At 49.7% G+C, this 22,608-nt stretch carries 20 protein-coding genes; 15 read left to right on the top strand and 5 right to left on the bottom strand.

The features are described from left to right. The first annotated feature begins 55 nt into the window (after window positions 1-55). The 15 genes from ACFSX3_RS27490 (at window position 56) to cntE (ending at window position 17,479) form a co-directional block, all read left to right on the top strand. Window positions 56-1,663 carry a response regulator transcription factor gene (locus tag ACFSX3_RS27490; RefSeq protein WP_209993001.1) on the top strand — a complete coding sequence of 536 codons (1,608 nt, stop codon included), beginning with the start codon at window positions 56-58 and terminating at the stop codon, window positions 1,661-1,663. 7 nt (window positions 1,664-1,670) lie between these two features. After that, window positions 1,671-3,461: a sensor histidine kinase gene (locus ACFSX3_RS27485; protein WP_209992999.1), complete on the top strand. Its 1,791-nt coding sequence runs from the start codon at window positions 1,671-1,673 to the stop codon at window positions 3,459-3,461. Window positions 3,462-3,635: 174 nt separating this feature from the next. Next, window positions 3,636-5,036, top strand: coding sequence for an ABC transporter substrate-binding protein (locus tag ACFSX3_RS27480; RefSeq protein WP_209992997.1), 1,401 nt, complete (start codon window positions 3,636-3,638; stop codon window positions 5,034-5,036). An 81-nt stretch (window positions 5,037-5,117) separates the two neighbouring features. After that, the gene (locus ACFSX3_RS27475; RefSeq protein ID WP_209992996.1) at window positions 5,118-6,053 is read left to right on the top strand and encodes a carbohydrate ABC transporter permease; all 936 of its coding nucleotides are present in this window, start codon (window positions 5,118-5,120) and stop codon (window positions 6,051-6,053) included. Beyond that, complete coding sequence (locus ACFSX3_RS27470) at window positions 6,050-6,883, top strand: carbohydrate ABC transporter permease (protein ID WP_173137264.1); 834 nt, start codon at window positions 6,050-6,052, stop codon at window positions 6,881-6,883. Before ACFSX3_RS27475 ends, ACFSX3_RS27470 begins: the two co-directional genes overlap by 4 nt. A gap of 26 nt (window positions 6,884-6,909) precedes the next feature. After that, entirely contained in the window at window positions 6,910-8,067 is a 1,158-nt protein-coding gene (locus ACFSX3_RS27465; RefSeq protein ID WP_209992994.1) for a glycoside hydrolase family 172 protein, read from the top strand. Between the two features lie 200 nt (window positions 8,068-8,267). Next, window positions 8,268-9,098, top strand: a complete 831-nt coding sequence (locus tag ACFSX3_RS27460) for a diaminopimelate epimerase (protein ID WP_209992993.1) — start codon at window positions 8,268-8,270, stop codon at window positions 9,096-9,098. Between the two features lie 29 nt (window positions 9,099-9,127). After that, window positions 9,128-9,925, top strand: a complete 798-nt coding sequence (locus ACFSX3_RS27455) for an SAM-dependent methyltransferase (RefSeq protein ID WP_379256510.1) — start codon at window positions 9,128-9,130, stop codon at window positions 9,923-9,925. Window positions 9,926-9,940: 15 nt separating this feature from the next. Then, window positions 9,941-11,233, top strand: coding sequence for an opine metallophore biosynthesis dehydrogenase (locus ACFSX3_RS27450; protein WP_209992989.1), 1,293 nt, complete (start codon window positions 9,941-9,943; stop codon window positions 11,231-11,233). After that, window positions 11,230-12,831: a staphylopine-dependent metal ABC transporter substrate-binding lipoprotein gene (cntA, locus tag ACFSX3_RS27445; protein WP_209992987.1), complete on the top strand. Its 1,602-nt coding sequence runs from the start codon at window positions 11,230-11,232 to the stop codon at window positions 12,829-12,831. The genes ACFSX3_RS27450 and cntA overlap by 4 nt, the downstream gene beginning before the upstream one ends. 26 nt (window positions 12,832-12,857) lie before the next feature. Next, window positions 12,858-13,790 carry a nickel/cobalt ABC transporter permease gene (gene opp1B / locus ACFSX3_RS27440; RefSeq protein ID WP_209992985.1) on the top strand — a complete coding sequence of 311 codons (933 nt, stop codon included), beginning with the start codon at window positions 12,858-12,860 and terminating at the stop codon, window positions 13,788-13,790. Then, window positions 13,791-14,684 carry a staphylopine uptake ABC transporter permease subunit CntC gene (gene cntC, locus ACFSX3_RS27435; protein WP_209992983.1) on the top strand — a complete coding sequence of 298 codons (894 nt, stop codon included), beginning with the start codon at window positions 13,791-13,793 and terminating at the stop codon, window positions 14,682-14,684. A 5-nt stretch (window positions 14,685-14,689) separates the two neighbouring features. Continuing rightward, window positions 14,690-15,511, top strand: coding sequence for a staphylopine uptake ABC transporter ATP-binding protein CntF (gene cntF / locus ACFSX3_RS27430; RefSeq protein WP_209992981.1), 822 nt, complete (start codon window positions 14,690-14,692; stop codon window positions 15,509-15,511). Continuing rightward, on the top strand, window positions 15,498-16,301 hold the full coding sequence (locus ACFSX3_RS27425; protein WP_209992979.1) for an ABC transporter ATP-binding protein: 804 nt from the start codon (window positions 15,498-15,500) through the stop codon (window positions 16,299-16,301). Before cntF ends, ACFSX3_RS27425 begins: the two co-directional genes overlap by 14 nt. Then, on the top strand, window positions 16,298-17,479 hold the full coding sequence (gene cntE, locus ACFSX3_RS27420; RefSeq protein ID WP_209992978.1) for a staphylopine family metallophore export MFS transporter CntE: 1,182 nt from the start codon (window positions 16,298-16,300) through the stop codon (window positions 17,477-17,479). Before ACFSX3_RS27425 ends, cntE begins: the two co-directional genes overlap by 4 nt. Window positions 17,480-17,575: 96 nt before the next feature. Here the strand turns inward: cntE and nikA are convergent, their stop codons facing one another. The 5 genes from nikA to ACFSX3_RS27395 are packed head-to-tail and all read right to left on the bottom strand — an operon-like array spanning window position 17,576 to window position 22,568. Next, window positions 17,576-19,207, bottom strand: coding sequence for a nickel ABC transporter substrate-binding protein (gene nikA / locus ACFSX3_RS27415; RefSeq protein ID WP_379256509.1), 1,632 nt, complete (start codon window positions 19,205-19,207; stop codon window positions 17,576-17,578). 22 nt (window positions 19,208-19,229) lie between these two features. Further along, window positions 19,230-20,015, bottom strand: a complete 786-nt coding sequence (locus tag ACFSX3_RS27410) for an ABC transporter ATP-binding protein (RefSeq protein WP_209992974.1) — start codon at window positions 20,013-20,015, stop codon at window positions 19,230-19,232. Beyond that, window positions 20,012-20,803, bottom strand: coding sequence for an ABC transporter ATP-binding protein (locus tag ACFSX3_RS27405; RefSeq protein ID WP_209992972.1), 792 nt, complete (start codon window positions 20,801-20,803; stop codon window positions 20,012-20,014). The genes ACFSX3_RS27410 and ACFSX3_RS27405 overlap by 4 nt, the downstream gene beginning before the upstream one ends. After that, a complete protein-coding gene (locus tag ACFSX3_RS27400; RefSeq protein WP_209992970.1) occupies window positions 20,800-21,624 on the bottom strand; it encodes an ABC transporter permease in 825 nt (274 codons plus the stop codon). Before ACFSX3_RS27400 ends, ACFSX3_RS27405 begins: the two co-directional genes overlap by 4 nt. Next, entirely contained in the window at window positions 21,621-22,568 is a 948-nt protein-coding gene (locus tag ACFSX3_RS27395) for an ABC transporter permease (RefSeq protein WP_379313514.1), read from the bottom strand. The genes ACFSX3_RS27400 and ACFSX3_RS27395 overlap by 4 nt, the downstream gene beginning before the upstream one ends. Between the last annotated feature and the right edge of the window lie 40 nt (window positions 22,569-22,608).

Raw genomic sequence — 22,608 nt, 5'->3', positions numbered from 1 at the left:
GAACTTTTCGGCAGCCTTTTTCTAAATAGGCTATTCTGCGAGAGGAGAGAGGGCAATGTATAACGTGCTTGTCGCCGACGATGAACCGCGTCACCGCCGCGGCGTATCTGATATGGTTAAGCAGCTCCGTCCGGAATACCGGATTTTCATGGTGAAGGATGGACTGGAGGCTCTGCGGATTATCGAGGAGAACCGGGTCGATATTATCCTCACAGATATTAGGATGCCCAATATGGATGGACTGACTCTGATTGAACATATGGAGAGCCGCAGAGAACGGGTCAAAATTGTAATTCTCAGCGTGTACGGAAATTTCGAGTATGCAAGACAGGCGGTGAAGCTTGGCGCCTTCGATTACCTGCTGAAGCCGCTGGCACTGGGAGAACTCTCCGAGATCCTTGACAAGCTCGACACGGCACTGGAGAAGGAACGGCTGAGTCTTCAGACGGGGGCAGTTCTTCAGCAGAGGCTCCACTCGGCAGCTCCGGTCTATGAGCAGCACCTGCTCAGCCGGTGGATGCGTTCTGCTGCAAGTGAGAAGGAGCTTCAGGAAATCCGCACTCTCTTCCCCGCTTCAAACGGGGGGTTCGTGATGCTGGCAAGGTTTCAAAAGCAAGAGATTACCGGGTCCTATACGCCGGAGGATTTCGAGGAACTGAAGGCCACGGTGAAGAACTGGATGCGGGAAATCTATCAGACGGTCGGTCCTTCGCTATCGTTCAGCCTGGAAGGAGAGCACCCGATCATTGCTTCCGTGGTGACCCCGGCCCATTCCCTGGAGTGGCTGATGAAGCGGGATCTGGAGCAGTTCCGGCAATTCATCCGCCAGATCCGGGAGGAATATGGCCTGACTTTGACTTTGGGGGCCGGGAACTGGGTGGCCGATCCCTATAGCGGGGCTCCGGCATCCTTTGACCAGGCGCAGAAAGCGCTCGAGTATACCTTTTATACGGGCGAGGGGCAGCTTGTCCTTTACGATGAAATCGCTTACAACCCTGACAAGCCCAGCTTGAAGATGATTCCTGCGGATACGGGCATGACAGATGCCTTGGCACGGATGGACAGGGCTGCGGCTGCTGAGGCCTTGAAGACGCTTATTCAGCGGCTGCTTGAAGGGGATTATCCGTCCCCGGCTCATCTGAAGGACTCTGTTCTGTACGCTCTGGTTCATGAAGTCAAGGGAAACGAAGCCCTGCTGCGCCAAGATGAAGCGAGTAATTTCATTTCAGAGATGGAGTTTCAAATTCCGGCCTGTGAGAGTCTGGAGGAAGTGGAGGCGCGCGGGGTCTCTGTTCTGAACCGGATCATCGGGAGCATCGGGGAACGCAAAAATAACAAAAGCGGGCGGACCATCGGCCTGTGTAAGGCCTTTCTGGAGGAGCACTATATGGAGGATCTGTCGCTGGAGTCTGTCGCACGGCATTTCTTTTTCAGCTCCGCCTATTTCAGCAGTTTTTTTAAACAGCACACCTCCATGACCTTCACCGAATATCTGCTGCGCCTGCGCCTGGACAAAGCCAAAGAGCTGCTCCAGGACGGGGACCGGAAAATCTCTACCATCGCCTTAAGCGTGGGATTTCGTGATGCGGGTTACTTCACCAGAGTGTTCAAAAGGGAGACTGGACTGGCACCGGAGGAGTTCCGGAAGAAAGATGTATTGTAGGTGGACTATGAGACTGAAGAATAAGCTGGTCTTATCTTATATCGTGCTGATTACGCTACCGCTCACCATCCTGGGCTTTGGTTACTATTATGCAAGCAAGGACATTATGCTGAAGCTGGCCCGCGACAACGTCAGTGAGATTGTGCTTAAGAACAATCAGATCATCAACGAACGGCTGAAGATCATTCAGGAAGACAGCTTATCGCTGATGGTGGAGTGTGAGCTGTACCAGATTTTTGATGAGCCAAGTCCGGCCGTGGGGGTACAGCTGCTGGAGAACAATAAGAAGGTGACGGGGATTCTTGGCAGATACTTCTCGCAGTCAGCCGATCTGTATTCCACTGAACTGGTCACGCAAGGGTTCGTGTATGGCAGCAAAAGCAAGAATACTTATCCCCCGGACTACTTCTACATCTCCGAGCTGTACCGGCGCGCCGCTGAGGGGAAAGGGCGTATCGCCTGGGTGCCGACTTATGATTATACCCGGATGCATAATCTGCCTGAGCTAGCGGGAACAGATATTGATTACCGTTATATGTTCTCGGCAGTCCGGCAGATCAATCCCTCCTGTGTACGGAATGACGTCATTGTCCGGGCGGGCGGGGCATCCGAGAAACCGGTGCTGGTGATGAATTTCAAGGAAGATGTGTATGCAGGTATCTTTAGGGACAGTATCCCCATTAAAGGTTCCATATTCATGGTGGCCAGTGAGGACGGCACAATCATCTCCCATCAGGACAAGTCGCGCCTGGGGACCGTGGAATCCGCCGCCTGGCTGAAGGAGGTGCGCCGCGAGGGCAGCGGGACGGCATATGTAACTACCGGCGGGCAGCGGATGATCGCTTGCTTCGCTGTGTCCCCGGTGACTAACTGGCTGTCGGTAGTGCTGATTCCGCCCGGCGCATTGACCCATGATATTGCGGATACCATTCTGTTCTTTATGATTACACTGGGGGCTCCGCTGCTGGCTCTCTCGCTTCTGTTCGCTTATCTGATCTCCGCACGTATCTCTTCTCCGGTAAGCAAGCTGCTGCTGGCCATCAAGCGGGTAGGCGGCGGTGATTTCAATGCGCAGATCAAGGTGGAGGGCAGAGATGAGCTGGGCCATGTATTGATGAAGTTCAACAGCATGAATGAGCGGGTCAGATCATTGATTGATGAGAATTATGTGGTCAAGCTGCGGGAGCGGGAGACGGAGATCCTCGCGCTGAATATTCAGCTCAATCCCCATTTTCTGTATAATACGCTGAATATTATAAATTGGATGGCTGTACACGGAGAGAAGGAGCAGGTTAGCCATATGCTGATCAGCCTGTCCCGTATGCTGCACTATACTACGGACAACCGGAGAGACCAAATGCTGCTTAGAGAGGATCTCGCCTGGCTGCAGGACTATATAGTGATTATGGCTAACCGTTTCGAGCACCGGTTTCGTGTAGATTTCGATATTCAGCCTGAACTGCTGGAGGTGAATGTACCGAAGCTGTTCCTTCAGCCCTTGCTGGAAAATGCCATCATTCACGGCTTCCGGAATATGGAGAGCGGCGGGCTGATCACCATCTACGGACAGCAACAGGGGAATACCATCCGGTTCTGTGTAGAAGATAACGGCAGCGGGATTGAGCCGGAGCGGATGGAACAGCTGCTGAAGGAGGAGAATGCCAATATAGGTCTGAAAAATGTGGACAAGCGGATCAAGCTGCTGTATGGCAGCGAATATGGCATAGAGATTGAATCGGTCCCTGAATTCGGGACCCGCGTGAAGCTGGTCATACCGTATCCCGGCCCGCGTGAATAATGGCTGATATTCCAACCTTTCCCGCCGGCCAATGGCCTGCGGGGTTATTTATTATCATTGACCGTAAAATCGTACAAGAAACGAAAGATCGTACCATAGGCAACAGCGGCAGGTCCATTTACACTGTAATCAGCGACTGCAGCGCTTACATCCGAATCAAGGGGGATATACAAAATGAGCAGGCACACTGGCAGAACCAAGCTAATGTTACTCTTCTTAATGATTATTGCATTACTTGTAACCGCTTGCGGAAATGGCGGCGGGAACCAAAAAGATACGGCAAATTCAGGTTCAGGCAATACTCCGGCCACCGGAGAGAAGGTCAAGCTGAAATTCACGTTCTGGGGCAGTCCCCAGGAGAAGAAGGCAGTGGAAGACGCCATTAAGGCTTTTGAAGCCAAGAACCCCAACGTCACCATAGATTCCATCCATATCCCGGGCACGGACTTCTTACAGAAGCTGAATGCCATGATCGCCGGGAATGAAGCACCGGATCTAAGCTACTCGGCCGCCTGGAAGCTGAAGATGGGGGAAGAAGGCCTGATCTATAATTTCTTCGATCTCATGAAGGATGACCCCAGCATCAAGAAGGAGGATTACCTTCAGTACGCCTGGTGGAACTGGGATACCGATAAAAGTGCGGGACCTTATCAGGCTTCGGTAGTTCCATCTCTGATGTACAATGCAGATCTGTTCAAAGAGGCGGGGGTTGAGCTGCCGCCAACCAAAGCGGAAGAAGCCTGGCAATGGGATGAATTCGTGGAAACAGCCAAGAAGCTCACCCTTGACCGGAACGGCAAGCATCCGGATGATCCGGGATTTGATCCCAAGAACATCAAGCAATACGGTGTGAAATACAGCCTTAGCTGGTTATCCTACATGCCGCTGGTTCTGTCTAACGGCGGGGACTATTTGATAGGGGACGGCAAGGAATTCGGGCTCTCCAAGCCTGAAGCAACCGAAGCGATTCAGAAGATTGCTGACCTGATCAATGTCCATCATGTTGCTCCTTCCCCGGTTCAAGCCAGCAGCATTCCGGCGCCGGCCACGGCGCTCCAATCCAGAAAGGTGGCAATGGTCATAGACGGAAGCTGGAACCATCTGGACCTGAGCAAGGCCAAGATCAACTGGGGCGTAGGTGTACTGCCGGTGCTGAAGGACTATAAGACTTTCTTCCTCGGAGGCTCCCTGATTATCTTCAAGAGCACCAAGCATCCGAAGGAAGCCTGGGAGTTCTCCAAATTCCTGACGGATCCGCAGAATGTGCTGGAGCTTCATCAGGGACTCTGGATGCCGCAGATGAAGCAGTGGTATGAAGATCCGAAGCTGGTGGACAGCTGGGCAAACGAAGAGCTTCCGGGCCGTCCGGCCGGTTTCCAGGATGCCGTTATGCGTTCCACCTACGAACATGCAGAGCCTTCACCTGAGAATAATATCCGTAACTTCGTAGAGATTGACGCTGCGGTAACTGCGGGGCTGGATCAGGTATGGCTCGGCACCAAAACGGCCGCCGAAGCGATGAAAGAAGTGGAAGCCAAAGTTAAGCCGCTTATACAAGGAACCTATTTGAAATAACGGACCTTGCCGGAAGGCGGATCTGCCGGATTCTTGGGGCACATCCGCTGCCGGCAATGCCCGAAGAGAGGATACATGTGTATGGAGCCCGTCTCTTCACTGGGTGTACAACGCGCAAAGACCAAGCGCAATTCCTATAGGAATGAGCTGTATGGCATCTTGTTTGCCTTACCGGCCATTCTTGGGCTGGTGATATTTACGCTGGGTCCCATGATCTACAGCCTGTATATGAGCTTCACCGACTATTCCGGCTCCAATTCCCCCTCCTTTATCGGACTGGATAATTACACCAGAATGTTTAGCGGGGAAGACCAGTATTTCTACAAGGCGCTCGGAGTTACCCTCTATTTTGTCGTACTTAGTGTGCCCACAGGTATTATTTATTCCTTTCTCCTGGCCATTCTGCTGAACAGGAATATCAAAGGCAAAGCCATCTTCCGGACCGTCTTCTATCTGCCGTCCATCGTGCCGATCATCGCGATTTCGTTCATTTGGCTATGGCTCCTGAATCCCGATTTGGGGCTGGCCAACGAGCTGCTCCGCGCCATCGGCCTTCCCGGCAGCCAGTGGATTTTTGGAGAAAAATCTGTGGTCCCCTCACTGGCGCTAATGAACCTGTGGACAACGGGAGGTACAATGATTATTTTCCTGGCCGGATTGCAGGATATTCCCCGCTCGCTGTATGAAGCCATTGAGATAGACGGGGGCTCCAAGCTGAACAAGCTGCGGAATATTACCATTCCCATGATGACGCCGACGATCTTTTTCAACCTGATCATGGGGATCATTAATGGATTCCAGGTGTTCTCGCAAGCCTATGTCATGACTAACGGCGGACCCAACAATGCCAGCTTGTTCTATGTCTTCTATCTGTACCGGGAAGCCTTTCAGTTCTCGCGGATGGGAAGCGCAAGCGCCATTGCCTGGGTGCTGTTCATCATCATTATGCTGTTGACCTATACGGTCTTCAAGACATCAAGAAAATGGGTGTATTACGAGGGAGATGAAGCCAGATGAGGACCAAGGCATGGGTTGAAAAGGGATTGGTGTATTTGGTGCTTATGGCCGGAGGCCTCTTCAGTCTGCTGCCGCTGATTTGGCTCATCCGCAGCTCCTTGATGGATATGGGGCAAATTTTTGAGCTGCCGCCCATATGGATACCTAATCCCTTCCGGTTTAGCAATTTCAGTGAGGCGCTGACCATTCTGCCATTTGGACGTTATTTTATCAATACCACAGTTATTGTGATTTTTTCGATGATTGGTGTGCTTGTTACCTGCTCTATAAGCGCGTACAGCTTTGCACGGATGTCCTGGAGAGGACGCGACCTTATCTTTGGCCTGCTATTATCCAGTATGATGCTGCCTTATGCGGTTACGCTGATTCCGACCTTCATCGGCTGGAGCAAGCTTGGATTAACCAATTCGTTCATTCCGCTGATTGCACCGGCCTGGTTCGGTGGAGGGGCGTTCAATATCTTCCTGCTACGCCAGTTCTATTTGAGTATTCCCCGCGATCTGGACGAGGCGGCTTATGTGGACGGTGCCAGCCACGGGCGGATTTTCATCTCCATCATCATTCCTCTGACACGGCCCGCACTGGTCGTTGTAGGACTGTTCACCTTTCTGGCTTCATGGAATGACTTTCTGGGGCCGCTGGTCTATCTGAACGATGAGTCCAAATATACACTGGCGCTTGGCCTGCAGCAATTCAAGGGCATGTACGCTGCGGAATGGCATCTGATGATGGCGGCAGCTACGGTAGTGCTGGCTCCGGCGATTATCGTCTTTTTTATCGGACAGAGGTACTTTATCGAAGGTATTACACTTACAGGCATCAAAGCCTAAACCTGCAGAAGGAGTGAGACAATAGGATGAATTCATTATATCAGCGCAAGGAAGGGCAGTCCCGCAGACTATCGAGCTGGGATCAGACCGGGGGCAACCGGGATTTCATCGTGATTGGAGCCGGCCAGACGGCAGCGATCGCAGAGATTGAAGGATCGGGCATCATTCAGCATATCTGGATGACAATCGCAGCCAAGAATAAATATGCATTCCGCAAAGTGCTGGTGCGTATGTTTTGGGATGGAGAAGAAGAGCCTAGTGTAGATTCGCCGGTAGGTGATTTCTTCGGCGTCGGTCATGGGGTTGCCAGCCACTATGTCTCCATGCCGCTCAATATGATAACAACACAGGATGTCATTGAGGATAAGGCGGCGATGAACTGTTTTTTTGAGATGCCGTTCCGCAGCAGCGCACGCATCGAGATTATCAATGAATGCGAGGATGAGTTGGTATTGTACTTCTACGTCGACTATGTGGAGAAAGAGATTCCGGAGGACAGCTTCTACTTCCATGCTTCCTGGCGGAGGGAGAATCCTACACAGGGGACGGTCGATCTTGCAGCGTTGAAGCTGGAGCATGACGCGCAGGAAAAGGCCAATTATGCCGACCAGAAAGTATATGAGCTTAAGAATCTGACGGGTGACGACAACTATGTGCTTATGGATGCGGTGGGAGAGGGGCATTACGTCGGCTGCAATCTCAGCATTGATCACCTGAATCCGATGCCGGGCTTCAGCTGGCCTGGAGAAGGGGATGACATGTTCTTCATCGACGGCGAGCCTTGGCCGCCCCGTCTGCATGGCACCGGTACGGAGGATTATTTCTGTGCAGCCTGGGGTTATCCGTCCGGTAAATACGACAGCCCGTATCACGGGATATCCCTGTACGCGCCCATCCGCGGCAACGGGGACGCATGGAGGGAGAGTAATACGATCCTGTTCAATGACTACTCCGGCAAAATTACACAATACCGTTTCCATATTGTCGATCCGATCATCTTCCGGGAATCCCTTCGCTTCAGTATCGAACATGGTCACGGGAACTCCCAGTCCAATGATTATTCTTCGGTGGCCTACTGGTATCAGCGTGAGCCTCACAAAGCTTATCCGGAAATGCTGCCCGTAGCCCTTCGGCTGCCGCTGCCTGAGAAGGACAGCGCGAAGCAGTTCTTCCAGACATACTGAACCCAGTGGTCGAAGGACACGAACAGGGTTCCATTGGAAGTCGCCAATTTGGCGGCTTCTTTTGTTTTTTCTTATGGAGAACAAGGTGAATAAAAATGTATTGACCATAGTAGGGTTCATGGGTATAATTTACAATGATAATCGTAATCATTACAATTAATTTTTGTTTTTATGAATCTGCGGTTTTAAGGATGTGAGATATGCGCCGGGAAATCTCTTTTGTTAAAGTAAGCCCTACACAGAATATGACCATCCTGGTCAGAAGCAGCCATGAGGAAGACGAATACGCACCGATTGCCCTGAAAATGATGTCTTACGACAACGTATATGCCGAACAAGTCGGATTCATTAAGGAAAGCAGGCTGCCTGATGCAGATGCAGCACTCCGTATGGCCGGCGGTGAGTTTTGCGGAAATGCCTGCATGGCCTTGGCCGTACTGATGGCCCATCAGCAGACAAGCACCAGTGACAGCAGATCGGTTAAATTGGAGGCTTCTGGAACAGATCAATTGATTCAATGTATGGTGACAAATACTAATGAAGGTTATTGCTGCAAGGTCATGATGCCGGCGCCCCGGAGCATTGAAGCCAAGATATTCAAGTATGACGGCAATCAATTCATGGTCGGTCTAATCCAGTACTCCGATTTCCTTCATGTGGTATTAGAAGTGGAGCGGTTTACTAAGCCGGTCAAGAAAATGGCCCAAAGCTTAGCGAAGTTGCTCGAAATCACTTCGACCCATCAGCTGATCGGCATTCTGCTGTATAAGCCAAGCTCCGGCGAGCTTTTACCCCTTATTCATATTCCTGTGCTGGACAGTATGGTCTGGGAAAGAGGGTGCGGATCAGGAACAGCTTCCATTGGTGCATATATGGCCTGGAAGAACAAGACTCCCTTTGAAGGGGCTATACTGCAGCCTGGCGGACTCATCAAGGTATCTGCGGATCTGGACAAAAGTGAGCTCACCGGCATAAGCATCTCAGGCAATGTCAGCATTGTAGCAGAAGGTACAGCATATATCGATCTTTAATCACCGGAAGAGAGAGGAGAAGGATGGAGATGCTTTTATCTAAACTCTATGAATTTGCAGCCAAGTTCCGGAAGATGGCAGATGAGTTTGATGGTACAACCAGGCGAAGTTTGGAACTCACGGATATTATTGACGATTACACCGGTTTTATCATGAATCCTCGCAATCAGGAAATTTGGGAAGAAAAGATAGGACCGCTAGACTCCAGGGAGGTGATGCGGCTTACAGCAGAATTAAGAGAGGTATCGGCAAAGTGTGTATCCATTATGGAAAAGTACCGCGCTCTACACTTCTTGAACGGGAGTGAAGAACGAAACGAATATTTTGCTAATATTGAATCCGGCATTGAGCGTGAATTCGGAAGCTTTGAGGTCGGCTCAGAATCCAGGGTAGTCATGGTTGGCGCAGGTGCGTTTCCGATGACGCCGATGCTAATAAGCAGGCGTACGAATGCAGAAGTCCTCGGAATCGATATTGACGAAGAAGCGGTAATCCTGAGCAATAAAGTGCTAAGCAAGCTAGGGAATCATTTGCCTGTACGTCTTCTAACAGGGTCTGTTATACAGTATGAAACAGAATTGAAGCAGGCAACACATATCATATTCAGTTCAACTGTGGCGGAAAAGTATAATCTGCTGGATCTCATGTATCCGTTAACCGGCCAGCAGGTCGTTGTAGCGATGAGATACGGGGACCGGTTAAAATCCCTCTTCAATTACCCTATGAAAGCTGTTGATGAGACGAAATGGAAACTTGCCGAGCAAATTCAGTGTCCTGATCAGGTTTTCGATGTAGCGCTGTATCGCAAGGCTCAGCCGGCAATTTAACAAAGGAGGCTGCACATGGACGACTTCAAGCATGTATTATTACTCGGAACCGGGCCAGTCACCATTCAGCTGGCGGTTCTGTTCAAGAATCATTTCCAGTCCCAGGTCGGAATTGCCGGAAGAAACTCACACAGATCAGAACAGGTCATGGCCGCACTTCGTGAGAGCGGGAACCGGTTATTCACTACAGTACAGAATGAATCACACCGCCTGATGGAAGGCGAATGCTGTGCGGACCAGGTATTTCAAGGCTATGAGTCGATAACGGGAGCTTGGGATACTGTGATTTTATCCGTAACAGCCGATGCCTATCTGCATGTATTGGGCAGTCTGAACAGAAATCTGCTACTGCATGTGAAATGCCTCATTCTAATTTCTCCTACTTTGGGCTCTAACAGCTTGGTCCACAATTACATAAAAGAGCTGGGGTCTAACGCAGAAGTTATCAGTTGCTCCACTTATCTGGGAGATACTCGCTGGATTCACGGTGTACCGTCGAACGGCGCCATTACTACCGGAGTTAAAAGAAAGGTGTTCATCGGCTCTACCCGGGGCACTTCATACAATCTTGATTCGCTGAACCAGCTTTACAATGTCTTAGGGATTGCGCTTAGTATCATGAGGTCCCCGCTGGAGGCGGAGAGCAGGAATATCTCCTTATTTGTTCATCCGCCGCTGTTCATGAATCACTTCTCGCTCAGTGCAGTATTCGGTCAGAGTCCCGGCAGGAAGTATGTATACAAATTATTTCCGGAGGGGCCGATTACCCACCGGTTAATTCATGAAATGCTGGAGTGCTGGAAGGAATTATCGGGGATCTTCGAAGCGCTTAACCTGCCAAGCTTAAATCTCCTGAAGTTCATGACAGACGATAATTATCCGGTCCGGCCGGAAAGCTTACCGCAGCATGATATTGACAACTTCTTGTCACTGGAACCTATTCATCAGGAATACCTCTTATATATCCGTTACGCTTCCCTGCTGATCGATCCGTTCTCTAAGCCGGACCCGGAGGGGAAATACTATGATTTCTCCGCAGTTCCGATCCAGCCTGTATTTATAAACAGGGAGGGAGAATGGGACATTCCACGGATGCCCAAGGAAGATTATTACCGCATCAAAATCATTCAGGGGATCGCCGGTCAGCTGAAGCTGAGTTGTCCAACGATTGATAAGTTCATTGAGCGTTATGAGCAACAATTAGTGAGTTCCGCTGAGGCGCTTCAAGGGCAGGCTGTATCCGGGGCATTTCATGTCCAATCATTTTCTGAAGATATCAGAATAGTAAATATGGGGGAGTTCAAATGAAAAAAAGATATACCATTATCATGGCAGCACTGACCTCAATGGCTGTATTAGCCGGATGCGGAAAAGCAGAGAACGGACAGACGAATGCATCCAAGCCAAACCAAGAACTGGTTTACGCCACTGTAAAGGATATCAATGATATGAATCCGCATTTGTATCCCGGCTCTATGCCTGCGCAAGGGAAGGTATACGAATCATTGGTTGAGAATACACCTGAAGGAATTAAGCCCCTGCTTGCAGAGTCATGGGATATCTCGGCGGACGGGACGATCTACACGTTCCACCTGAGAGAGGGCGTTACCTTCCATGACGGAGAGCCGTTTAATGCGGAAGCTGTTAAACAGAATATTGACGCAGTCCAGCATAATGCCGCCAAGCATACCTGGATCAAATTGTCGGCCAAAATCGTGAATACCAGAGTCATCGACGAATCCACCTTTGAACTGACCTTGTCAGAGCCTTATTATCCGGCACTGCTTGAGCTTTCCATGACGAGACCATATGTCTTCCTTTCCCCGAAGGACTTTATGAACGGGGAAACCAAGGATGGGGTTAGCGGTTATAACGGTACAGGCCCTTACCAGCTGACAGAGCATAAAACGGACCAGTATGCGGTGTTTGAAGCCAACGACAATTATTGGAACGGCGCACCGCCCATCCACAAAATCACAGCAAAGGTACTTCCGACAGGGGAAACAACATTCCTGGCCCTGCAAAAGGGAGAAGTGAACTTTGTCTTTACCGATGACCGGGGGACGGACAGTATTGATGCGGAGGCCATGGACAGGCTGGCTGAATCCGGAGACTATCAGGTAGTGAGAAGTGAGCCGATGAACACGAAAATGATCGTGGCCAACAGCGGCAAGGCAGACAGTCCCGTACATGATAAAGCCGTCCGCGAAGCCATCTGGCATGCCATTGACCGGGAAACCATCGCCCGGCAAATCTTCAGCGGCAAGGAGACTCCCGCCGACACCTTATTTTCTTCCAATGTGAACTATGCTGATATTGGACTACAACCGCGTGCCTATGATTTGCAGGCAGCAGAAGGTCTGCTGGAAAAAGGCGGCTGGACACATGCAAGCGGAGAGATCCGCATGAAAGATGGCAGAGCCTTAACCATGAAACTATATTATGACGCGGCTTCCTTATCCCAGAAGACACAAGCGGAACTGATTCAGAATACCGTTCAAGGCATAGGGATGCAGCTGGAGCTGATTGGTGAGGACTCTTCCTCTATTGCGAACCGCAGAGCAACAGGCGATTATGATCTCTTGTTTAACCAGACATGGGGACTTGCCTATGACCCGCAAAGCACAGTCTCTGCATTTACTTCGGAAACAGCTTATTATCATGCCACAAAAGGTATTGCCCGCGCGGAGCAGCTTATCAGCCAAATAGAAGAGGTCATGGTGACCACCGATGAGGAGAGACGAAAATCTCTGTATAAGGATATTTTGACAAAGGTCCATGAAGAGGCCGTGTTCATTCCGCTTACAAATGGTAATCTTACCGTGGTTGCTCCGAGCACTCTGCAGGGAATTACCTTCAAGCAAACTCAATTCGAGCTGCCCTTCGTGAGCATGCACTTTAAATAACCGGAGATGGAAGGGGAAGATCTTGTATGAGCGGATTTATCCTCAAAAGGACACTGCTGGCAGTTCCGCTGCTTATCATCATTTCGTTTCTGACCTTTGCTCTGAATCATCTGTCGCCTCTGGAACCGGCTGAGGTTGTTCTGCGGTCACAGGGAGTACCTCAAATTACCGAAGCGTTAATCGCAGAGACCAAAATAGCACTGGGCATGGACCGGCCGTTTCTGATCCGGTATTTCGATTGGCTGGGCTCCTGCTTCCGGCTGGATTTCGGCGAATCCTATATAACAGGAACTCCGGTGTGGTCCCTGCTCGGGCCGGCCTTTCTGAATACTCTGAAATTGACGATGGTATCAGTCGTTGCGATTCTGGCGTTGTCTGTTGGACTCGGAATCCTCTGTGCTTTGAAAGAAGGCCGGCTGCTGGATCGTTCAGTACGCGGAATTTCCTTCTTCCTGACTTCCATGCCGTCCGCATGGCTTGCAGCAATGATGATCTGGTATTTCTCTGTCAAGCTGGACTGGCTGCCGACCAGCGGCATGGATTCCTTAGCAGGGTACATCCTGCCGGTGATCATACTGACCGTCAGTTATGCCGGAATCTACTTCCGTATAGTCCGAAGCTCCATGTTGAGCCAGTTATATGAGGATTACACGCTATATGCCAGGGCTTGCGGGCTGCCTGAACGGAAAATTACGATGCGTATGTTAAAGAACTCCATGCAGGTCGCCGTATCCGTGTTCTGCATGGCCGTGCCCATTATTCTGGGAAGCACAGTGGTCGTGGAAAGTATCTTCGCCTGGCCGGGACTTGGAACATTGACCGTGAATTCAATCCTGGGCCGGGATTTTCCGGTCATTCAGGCTTATGTTCTGGTTCTGGCTGCCTCCTTCGTGCTGTTCAACACCTTGTCAGATCTCATTAATGCAGCATTGAATCCCAGATTGAGGAAGGAGTTCTAAATGACTGTATTTCATAAAATGTGGAGCGACAAGCTGGCCGCCTTGTCTCTGACGGTCACCGCACTGGTCGCAATCATTGGAATGTGTGCGCCCTGGTTCGCACCCCATAGCCCGGAACAAGTCCATATGGAGCTGCGTTATGCTTCACCGTCCTGGCAGTACCTGCTGGGCAACGATCATCTGGGACGCTGTGTATTGTCCAGATTAATTTACGGAATCCGTCCCAGTGTCCTCTGGGTGTTTGTGGCGCTGGCGGTATCTGCGGCCTTTGGGGGCCTTCTCGGATTCCTGGCCGGCTATTTCAGGGGCAAGACGGATAACATCATCATGAGAGTCTGCGATATCATGCTCTCCTTTCCCGGTTATGTGATGTCGCTGGCTGTAGTCGGTATACTGGGACCGGGAATCCAGAACATTCTGATTGCCTTCGTCATTATGAAATGGGCCTGGTTTGCACGCGTCATCCGCACCTCGGTCATGCAGTATGCCGATGCTGATTATGTAAGATTCGCTAAGGCGCTTGGAATGGGCAATCTTGCCATCATCATGAAGCAAGTGCTGCCGGTAGCGCTTCCGGATATTGCGGTGATCTCCAGTAGCGCATTCGGCACCATGATCCTGCAAATCTCCGGCTTGTCCTTTCTCGGATTAGGCATTCAGGCCCCTCATGCAGAGTGGGGAATGATGCTGAATGAGGCCAGAGGGGTAATGTTCTCCCGGCCGGAGCTTATGCTGGCCCCTGGACTGGCTATCGTTATCGTAGTTTCGGCGGTTAATTTCTGTTCTGATGCGCTGCAAGCGGCACTCGATCCTAAATTACAAAGGAAAACCCGCAAATTCCCGCGTAGTTTGGCAATGTTCTCCTCCAAAACCAAAGGGGAAGAGGTGGCATAAATTCTATGAATACGCTGGAGGTTTCGAATTTACGGATATGGGACAACCTGACCGGCACAATAATCGTTTCGGATAGCTCCTTCCAGGTTAGACAAGAGAGCTGTCTCGCTATTGTGGGGGAGAGCGGCAGCGGAAAGTCTGTCACCTGCCGGGCAATCATGAGGTTGAACAAATCCAATATTCATCAATCAGGGAGTATGCGGCTGAACGGGGTTAATCTCGCTGAGCTTTCCGAAGCGGAAATGCGCAAGCAAAGAGGCAGGCAGCTGTGTCTGATTATGCAGAACGGCATGCGAGCCTTCGACCCTTCAAGCGTAGTCGGCCGTCATTTCAAAGAGACACTGCAACAGCACTACGGCTGGAACCCGAGTGATATCACGTCCAGGATGGCCCAAGCAATGGAGAGCGTCATGCTTAAAGATCCTGTTGCCCTCATGAATAAATACCCGCACCAGCTTTCCGGGGGGATGCTGCAGCGGATGATGATTGCGCTTGCGATTGTTCTTGAGCCCACGCTGATTATCGCCGATGAGCCTACGTCCGCCCTGGACACCCTTTCACAATTTGAAGTGATGGAACAGCTGATTTCCTTACGGTCAAACACAGGCTGCTCCATGATCTTTGTGTCACATGATTTAGGCATAGTGAAGCAGATTGCTGACGACATTGTGGTCATGAAGGACGGCGAGATTCTGGAGAGCGGAAGTGCAGCTGATATCTTTTCGAATACCCGACATGAATATACCAGACATCTAATAGAAGCAAAGCAGGTGCTGAACCGGCATTTTAGCAGCAGGATGGGGGGGTTAGACCTTGTTGACCGTTGATCAGGTGGAGAAATCCTATACAGGCGGGGGATTGTTCTCCCGTACAAGCAAGAAGATATTACACAATATCAGCTTTGCATTAGAAGCAGGCGAGGTATTAGGAATTATTGGCGAAAGCGGGAGCGGTAAGTCTACCCTGGGGCGTTTGCTGCTTGGCATTGAGAAGCCTGACCGCGGGACCATACAATTTGAAGGAATAAGCATAGGTGAACGGGCAGGCAGAAGGGGAAAGATCAGCGCGGTATTCCAGGATTATACTTCTTCGATTCATCCCTATTATACTGTTGAGAAAGCCTTGGCTGAACCCCTTAAGCTGTCAGGGCAGAAAGGCAGGGAAGTCGAAGAGAGAATTGACCTCCTGCTGCGTCAGGTGGGACTGGACTCTTCTTACCGCAAGAAATATCCCCATGAACTGTCTGGAGGTGAAGCACAGCGGGTGTGTATTGCCAGAGCCGTTTCGACGGAGCCACAATGCATTCTGCTGGATGAAGCTGTCAGCTCACTTGATGCTTCCGTTCAATTTCAAGTGCTTGAACTGCTTAAGAAGCTGAAGGAATCGTACGGGATGAGCTATATCTTCATCACTCACGATATCCAGGCAGCAGTCTATCTGTGTGACCGCCTGATGTTTGTCCGTAACGGACAAATCGTGGAGATCGTATCTGCCCACCAGTTAACCGATGTCCGTTCAGAATATTCCAATGACATGCTTCGGATGGCTTTACGCTTAGCCGGCTCAGGTGAAGACCGCAGCGTTGACCTTGAGAACCGGAAGGAGAGAATACTGTGAAGGGAGCCCTGTCCTGGCCCTTTCTGCGCCTGTATCTGTTGACCCTCTTATACTTCAGTGCAAACTCTATTCTTAATGTAATTATCCCTCTTAAAGGAGAGTCCCTGGGCGCCAGTAACTCAACCATTGGCCTTGTTATGGGCGCCTATTTGTTTACAACCATGTTTCTGCGGCCCTGGGCCGGCCAGTGGATCCAACAGCTGGGTCCGGTTAAAGTGCTGCGTGTTATTTTGGTGATCAACGCATTAGCCTTGTCCCTATATACATTCACCGGATTAGGCGGATATTTCATCGCCCGGATGCTGCAAGGGGCCTGTACGGCTTTCTTCTCCATGTCGCTGCAGCTGGGCATAATTGATGCCTTACCGCAGAAAGACCGCTCACAAGGTATCTCCATGTATTCGCTTTGTGCATCGATGCCCGGCGTAATAGGTCCTTTACTGGCTATAAATATCTGGGAAACCGGGGAAATGAGTGTTTTTACAATAACACTTATCGGAATGGCTGTCCTTACTGGAGCTGTAGGCTTCAGTGCCACGATGAAGACGGAGGCGGATAACCGGCCGGCTGCTCAGAGAACCGGCATGCGGGGTTCGTTTACCCAACTGTTCACGAATCCACATTTATTCCGCTGCAGTATACTAATGCTGGTATCTTCCATTGTGTTTGGTGCAGTCACAACCTTTATCCCTTTGTATGCAGCTCAGGTTAACCATGGAAGTGCAGCCGTATATTTGATGCTGCAGGCGGCGATGATTGTCGCGGCACGGTTTTTTTTGCGGACAAAGATTCCCTCGGACGGACGATGGCATCCAGTGTTTGTAACTTGGATTATACTCGCACTCACGGCGGCGTCCTTATGCACGGGGCTATCTATTATCGGAGGATTTGCAGTCTTTTATAGCGGCGCTTTATTAATGGGATTAGCCCAGGCCATGCTTTACCCGACCTTAACAACTTATTTGACGTTCGTGCTTCCGGAGAATAACCGGAATGTACTGATCGGTTTATTTATTGCTATGGCTGATCTCGGCGTATCGCTGAGCGGAGTGATTATGGGTCCGGTTGCCGATTTATTATCCTATACCTGGGTGTACCTTATTTGTTCAGTCTTGGGAGGTTCGTTATTATTCTTTATCTATAAACAGCAAGGTGAAAGATTCAGAAGCTCCGGTTAACGGAGTGAATCGGTATGACTGCTGGGCATAGGTAGCACCTAAAAAGCAGCAATTCTCTTCATGAGAATGCTGCTTTTTTTTGTTAAGTATATGGCTTTACTTCATCAGCTCAACCTTAGTAATGTCCACGCTGGTAGGTTGTCCATTGAAGCTGTAAGAATTAATCTTTTTACTATTGTAAACCGCAAGCTCTTTCACGAAGGAGATCGGAAGGAAGATCGCTTGATTATGAATTTCCTTCAGAATGAAATCGTAGGTTTCCTGGATTTTTGTAATATCAGACATACTATATAATGATTCGATAATTTGGTCACCATCAGGAACGAGAGAGAGTGCCTGAGCTGCAAAATTATCTACTTTTAGAGAAGCATTCATATTACTGATGAAAGTATAAGGGTCATAGGTAAGACCGTACGTCTGGTTCAGAATAATAGTGAAATCATTCTTCATCGTTTCTGCATAATAAGCCATTCTGTCCATACCTTTAACCTTAACCTCCATACCCAGCTCCTTGAACTGCGAGGTAAGCGCCAAGGCCAAATCGTCCATAAGAGAAGAGCCGGTTGTATACAGAATTGAGCCCATTAGCGGGACACCCTTCTTCTCGCGGATTCCGTCACCGTCCTGATCGACCCAGCCGGATTGTTCCAAAAGAGAAATGGCTTTCTCTTTATCATAATCATAAGGAGATAATTCAACATTCGTATATGGCATAGACTGGTCGAATACTCTGTCTGCCTTCACCTCAATTCCGGAGAAAAGACTCTCGCTCAGTCTTTGCTTGTCGATCCCGTAACTAGCCGCTTGACGGACATTCAGATCATCAAAAGGAGCTTGAGAAGTATTGAACCCGAGCAAACGAGTGTAGGACACGGCATCAGAGGTTATGGCTCCATAGCCGTCTGCTGCTTTCATCTCATTGTAAGCGTCATAGGAAATCTTGTCCGCCCCTACGATTAGATCTACCTGGCCGCTGCGCAATGCGAGCAGCTTCGCATCATTATCAGCAATGACCTTCACATGGAATTGATCAACTTCCGGCTCCGTGCCCCAATACTCAGGATTCTTCACGAAGGTATACGTAGTGCCATCCGTATCGCCGGAGTACATGTAAGGGCCTGTCCCCAAAGTGGCCGTCTGCAATCCATCGTCGAGTGTACCATCTTCCTTGAAAGCGTTAGGAGAGACCATAGCCATCGGATTGATCATCGTTAAGTCTTTGAGCACCCCGTAATAAGCATTCTTCAAATGTATCTCTACCGTAAGCGGATCTACTGCAACTATCTTGTCAAGTAGCGTACTGGTTGTTCCATAAGATCCATTATAGCTTCCCAGCAGGACAGGGATGGCCTCCAGATTCTTCTTCACGGCTTCAGCGTTAAACGCTGCTCCATCGGAGAATTTAACATTGTCTTTCAGGTGAAAGGTGTATACCAGCCCATCTGTTGAGATGTCCCAGGATTCTGCGAGACCAGGCGTGAATGTACCATCTTCGTAATTCACCAGGGTCTCATAAAAATTGACTGCATAATACATAATTCCGTAGTTGGTACTGCGTTCCGGAGTCATGACCGGGTAGAACCCGTTGGAGAAGTCCCAACTCTCTGTAAGTGTGATTTCACTGGTTGCCGGAGTATTCGCTTCAGTATCGGCAGAAGAGCTGCAAGCTCCGAGAATAGCAGTAAGTATGACCATTGACAATATAACCGGTATTCTTTTTTTAAACATGTTCATTCCCCTTTAGTTATGTTCATTGGATGTGATGTGATTGAAGCGGAAGTGCGGCTATAAGCATTTTAGAATATTCATGCTGAAAATCATCATACGAAGCCGCATTGTTAAGCTGCTCCACAATCGAACCCTCTTTCATGACCAGGATATTACTGGAGAGATATAACGCTACATCAATATCATGGGTGATGAAGAGAAAGGTGCTTTTTTCTTCTTCTTTTAGCCGCACGATCAAATCAAGAATTTGCTTTCTGACTGTGACATCAAGCCCGCTGACAGATTCATCAAAAATGATGAACTTCGGAGATATGCTTATCGCCCGCGCGATACAGGCACGCTTCTGTTGACCCCCGCTTAGCTCATGTGGGAGGCGAGTCAGAAGAGCTTCAGGCAATCCAACCTTGTAGGCGAGCTCTTGTATTCGTTCCAGCTCCCTTGGAGTATCCTGCGGACTCAGGCAGCGAAGAGGTTCAGCGATCGAATGATATATCGTCCGTCTTGGGTCGAGAGCGCTTTGAGAATTCTGCAGCACCAGCTGGAATTCCGAGCGTTTCCTCCGAAGCGCCTCACCCTTCAATGTAGCTAAATTAATCTCATCCAGCCAGATTTCTCCACTCGTCGCCGTTTCTATTCCCGCAAGCATTTTTGCCAAAGTGCTTTTGCCGCTGCCGCTCTCGCCAATCAGGGCATATCCGGTGTCATCCTGAAGAGTGAGTGAGATATGATTGACGGCATCGACAACGATTCGCTTCCTTGATTTATCTTTGACAGTGTACTGCTTATGCAGGTTACGGATAGTAATCACAGTTTCACCTCCCTTTTCAGCAGACTAGCCTGTAGCAGTTCCTGAGTATACGTATCCCTGGGGGAGGTGAAGACCTCATGGATTGTGCCGGTTTCGATAATCAATCCTTCCTTCATTACGATGACCTCATCTGCCAGTCTGGCGGCTACTCCGAAATCATGGGTAACCAGAATCAGGCCGATCCCACTTTGCTTGATGCTGTCAAGCTCATCCAGAACGATCCCCTGGTTGCGGACATCCAGTGCCGTAGTTGCCTCGTCAGCAATAATAATTTCCGGTTCAAGGATTAGTGACAAGGCAATGATGATACGCTGCAGCATGCCGCCGCTTAAAGTATGCGGATAACTGTTCATGAGTTGTTCACAGCGTGAGAGGTTAAGCTTCTCCAGAGCAGCAAGCCCGAGCGCATAAGCCTCCGCTTTGGTCATCTTCCGGTGGACCTGAAGAGTTTCGATGATTTGTGCACCGATTTTGGAAGCCGGATCAAATGCAGTCATAGGGTTCTGGACAATCATCGCCATTTTGCTGCCACACAGGGAACGAAGCAGACGTTCCTCCAGACCGATAAGTTCAGTTCCAAGGTAACGGATGCTACCCGATATATTGAACATTTTATGATTGAGCAGACCCATGATCGCTTTACAGGTCATACTTTTGCCGCTTCCGCTCTCCCCAACAATTGCAAGAGTAGAACCTTGCTTCAAGCTGAAGCTGGAATGCTTAACAATTGGCTGTTGGGTGCCTCTGAGTTCAATAGCAAGGTCCCGAACTTCTAGCAGAGTAGTCATTCGCCTGCCCCCTCTGGTGTGGTAATGTCTCTAAGTGCCTCCCCGAAGAGATTGAAGCCAGCCGCTGCCAGCAGTACGCACAAGCCCGGATACAGGAGAAGCAAGGGATGAGAATAGACGCTTGATCTTGCTTCGCTGAGCATGGCCCCCCATTCCGGTGTGCCGGCTGGAAAGCCTAGTCCAAGGAAAGAAAAGCTGGATACCATCAGAATCAGCGAAGCGATTCCAGTGCTTAAGTAGACGATGAATTGCGGGAATATATTCGGAATCACATGATGAAAAATGATCCGTGCATCGCTGCACCCGGCAATTCTGGAAGCTGTGATATAATCCTTACTCATCTCCATACCCGCATAAGTCCGCACAATTTTGGCGAACCACACCCACATGGAGAACAATATTGCCAAGAGGATATTGCTGATTCCTTCACCCAATGCACCCACCAGCGACATCACAACTACCAGAGGCGGGAAGGCCATGAAGATGTCGCAGATGATCAAAAAGCACTGTTCCACCTTCCCGCCTATATATGCGGCTGCCGTTCCGAGAACAATGCCAATACCACCCAGCAGAAGCATCATTGGTACGGCTATACCAAGGGAATAACGTGCTCCATACAAGAGCCTTGAGAATACGCACCTTCCAAGCTGGTCAGTTCCAAGAGGATACGCTGAGCTGGCCGGTAAATATTTATGAAGCACATCAATTCGATTGGGATTATGCGGAGAGAGCAACGGCGCTGCTGCTGCAGCCAGAGTCAGTGCGATTATAATGGTTATGCCCAGCAGCGCCTGCTTATTTGTGAACGTACGCTTTATCATGCAGGGGTATTCCCTCCAAACTTTAATCGTGGATTCAGTGCCAGATTGAACATATCTGCAAATATATTGCTGATGACAAAAATAACTGCAATGACCAGCACACATCCGTTAACAGTCGGTAAATCCCGGGCAATAATGGCATTTACCAAATGCGTACCTATTCCCTGCCAGGAAAAAATGCTCTCGACCACCGCGCTGCCCACAACCATATAACCAAGGTATTGGCTGAATAATGTAATCAGCGGAGGCAGAGAATTCTTCAGCACATGTTTCCACATAATGGTCCGCATGTTAAGTCCTCTGGCCTTGGCATACAGGACGTAATCCTTATTGAGATTAGACAGAAGAGTGGCCCTGAACAATCGGATGGTGGAAGCAGCAATCGGCATTGCAAGCGACAAAGAGGGGAGAATGAAGCTTCTGATACTCCCGGATTCTACTACGCTGAAAATAGGAAATGTAACAGCAAATATAAGCAATAGTAAGAAGCCCAGCCAAAAGCTTGGCAGTGAAATCCCCAGAATGGTAAAACCGCTAATCAGATGATCCCAAAAGCTGTTTTGTCTCAGAGCACCAAAAATACTGACCGGGATCGTCAAAAGAATGACCCAGAACATGGATGCAGCAACTAGGCTCAATGTCATAGGCAATCTATCAGCGATGTCGCTGCTGACTGCATTTCTGGTTAAGAGTGATTCTCCAAGGTCTCCTGTAAGGGAGTGGACCAGCCAATTCAGGTATTGCTGGTATACAGGCTGATCGAGCCCCATACCCTGACGAATGTCAGCGATTTGTACAGACGTTGGATTCAATAAGGTGCGCCGGGCGAAGGCTTCAGCAGGGTCAACTGTCGAGAGTGCTGACATAAAGAAGGTGAGGACCGTTACACCGAACAACACAATAAGCAGTGAGGGAATACGTTTAAGCAATGCGATAGCCATCATTTACACCTTTCTTGAGAAGGATATTGGACAAAGAGCATAC

The sequence above is a fragment of the Paenibacillus rhizoplanae genome, assembly GCF_042684125.1.
In the GTDB taxonomy this organism is placed as follows: Bacteria; Bacillota; Bacilli; order Paenibacillales; family Paenibacillaceae; genus Paenibacillus_AQ; species Paenibacillus_AQ rhizoplanae.
This window is presented reverse-complemented; position numbering and strand designations above follow the sequence as displayed.

What these genes read in the sequence shown, in the direction of transcription:
- ACFSX3_RS27490 (WP_209993001.1), top strand. Translation starts at nt 56, where the DNA reads ATGTATAACGTGCTTGTCGCCGACGATGAACCGCGTCACCGCCGCGGC.
- ACFSX3_RS27485 (WP_209992999.1), top strand. Translation starts at nt 1,671, where the DNA reads ATGAGACTGAAGAATAAGCTGGTCTTATCTTATATCGTGCTGATTACG.
- ACFSX3_RS27480 (WP_209992997.1), top strand. Translation starts at nt 3,636, where the DNA reads ATGAGCAGGCACACTGGCAGAACCAAGCTAATGTTACTCTTCTTAATG.
- ACFSX3_RS27475 (WP_209992996.1), top strand. Translation starts at nt 5,118, where the DNA reads ATGGAGCCCGTCTCTTCACTGGGTGTACAACGCGCAAAGACCAAGCGC.
- ACFSX3_RS27470 (WP_173137264.1), top strand. Translation starts at nt 6,050, where the DNA reads ATGAGGACCAAGGCATGGGTTGAAAAGGGATTGGTGTATTTGGTGCTT.
- ACFSX3_RS27465 (WP_209992994.1), top strand. Translation starts at nt 6,910, where the DNA reads ATGAATTCATTATATCAGCGCAAGGAAGGGCAGTCCCGCAGACTATCG.
- ACFSX3_RS27460 (WP_209992993.1), top strand. Translation starts at nt 8,268, where the DNA reads ATGCGCCGGGAAATCTCTTTTGTTAAAGTAAGCCCTACACAGAATATG.
- ACFSX3_RS27455 (WP_379256510.1), top strand. Translation starts at nt 9,128, where the DNA reads ATGCTTTTATCTAAACTCTATGAATTTGCAGCCAAGTTCCGGAAGATG.
- ACFSX3_RS27450 (WP_209992989.1), top strand. Translation starts at nt 9,941, where the DNA reads ATGGACGACTTCAAGCATGTATTATTACTCGGAACCGGGCCAGTCACC.
- cntA (WP_209992987.1), top strand. Translation starts at nt 11,230, where the DNA reads ATGAAAAAAAGATATACCATTATCATGGCAGCACTGACCTCAATGGCT.
- opp1B (WP_209992985.1), top strand. Translation starts at nt 12,858, where the DNA reads ATGAGCGGATTTATCCTCAAAAGGACACTGCTGGCAGTTCCGCTGCTT.
- cntC (WP_209992983.1), top strand. Translation starts at nt 13,791, where the DNA reads ATGACTGTATTTCATAAAATGTGGAGCGACAAGCTGGCCGCCTTGTCT.
- cntF (WP_209992981.1), top strand. Translation starts at nt 14,690, where the DNA reads ATGAATACGCTGGAGGTTTCGAATTTACGGATATGGGACAACCTGACC.
- nikA (WP_379256509.1), bottom strand. Translation starts at nt 19,207, where the DNA reads ATGTTTAAAAAAAGAATACCGGTTATATTGTCAATGGTCATACTTACT.
- ACFSX3_RS27405 (WP_209992972.1), bottom strand. Translation starts at nt 20,803, where the DNA reads ATGACTACTCTGCTAGAAGTTCGGGACCTTGCTATTGAACTCAGAGGC.
- ACFSX3_RS27400 (WP_209992970.1), bottom strand. Translation starts at nt 21,624, where the DNA reads ATGATAAAGCGTACGTTCACAAATAAGCAGGCGCTGCTGGGCATAACC.
- ACFSX3_RS27395 (WP_379313514.1), bottom strand. Translation starts at nt 22,568, where the DNA reads ATGATGGCTATCGCATTGCTTAAACGTATTCCCTCACTGCTTATTGTG.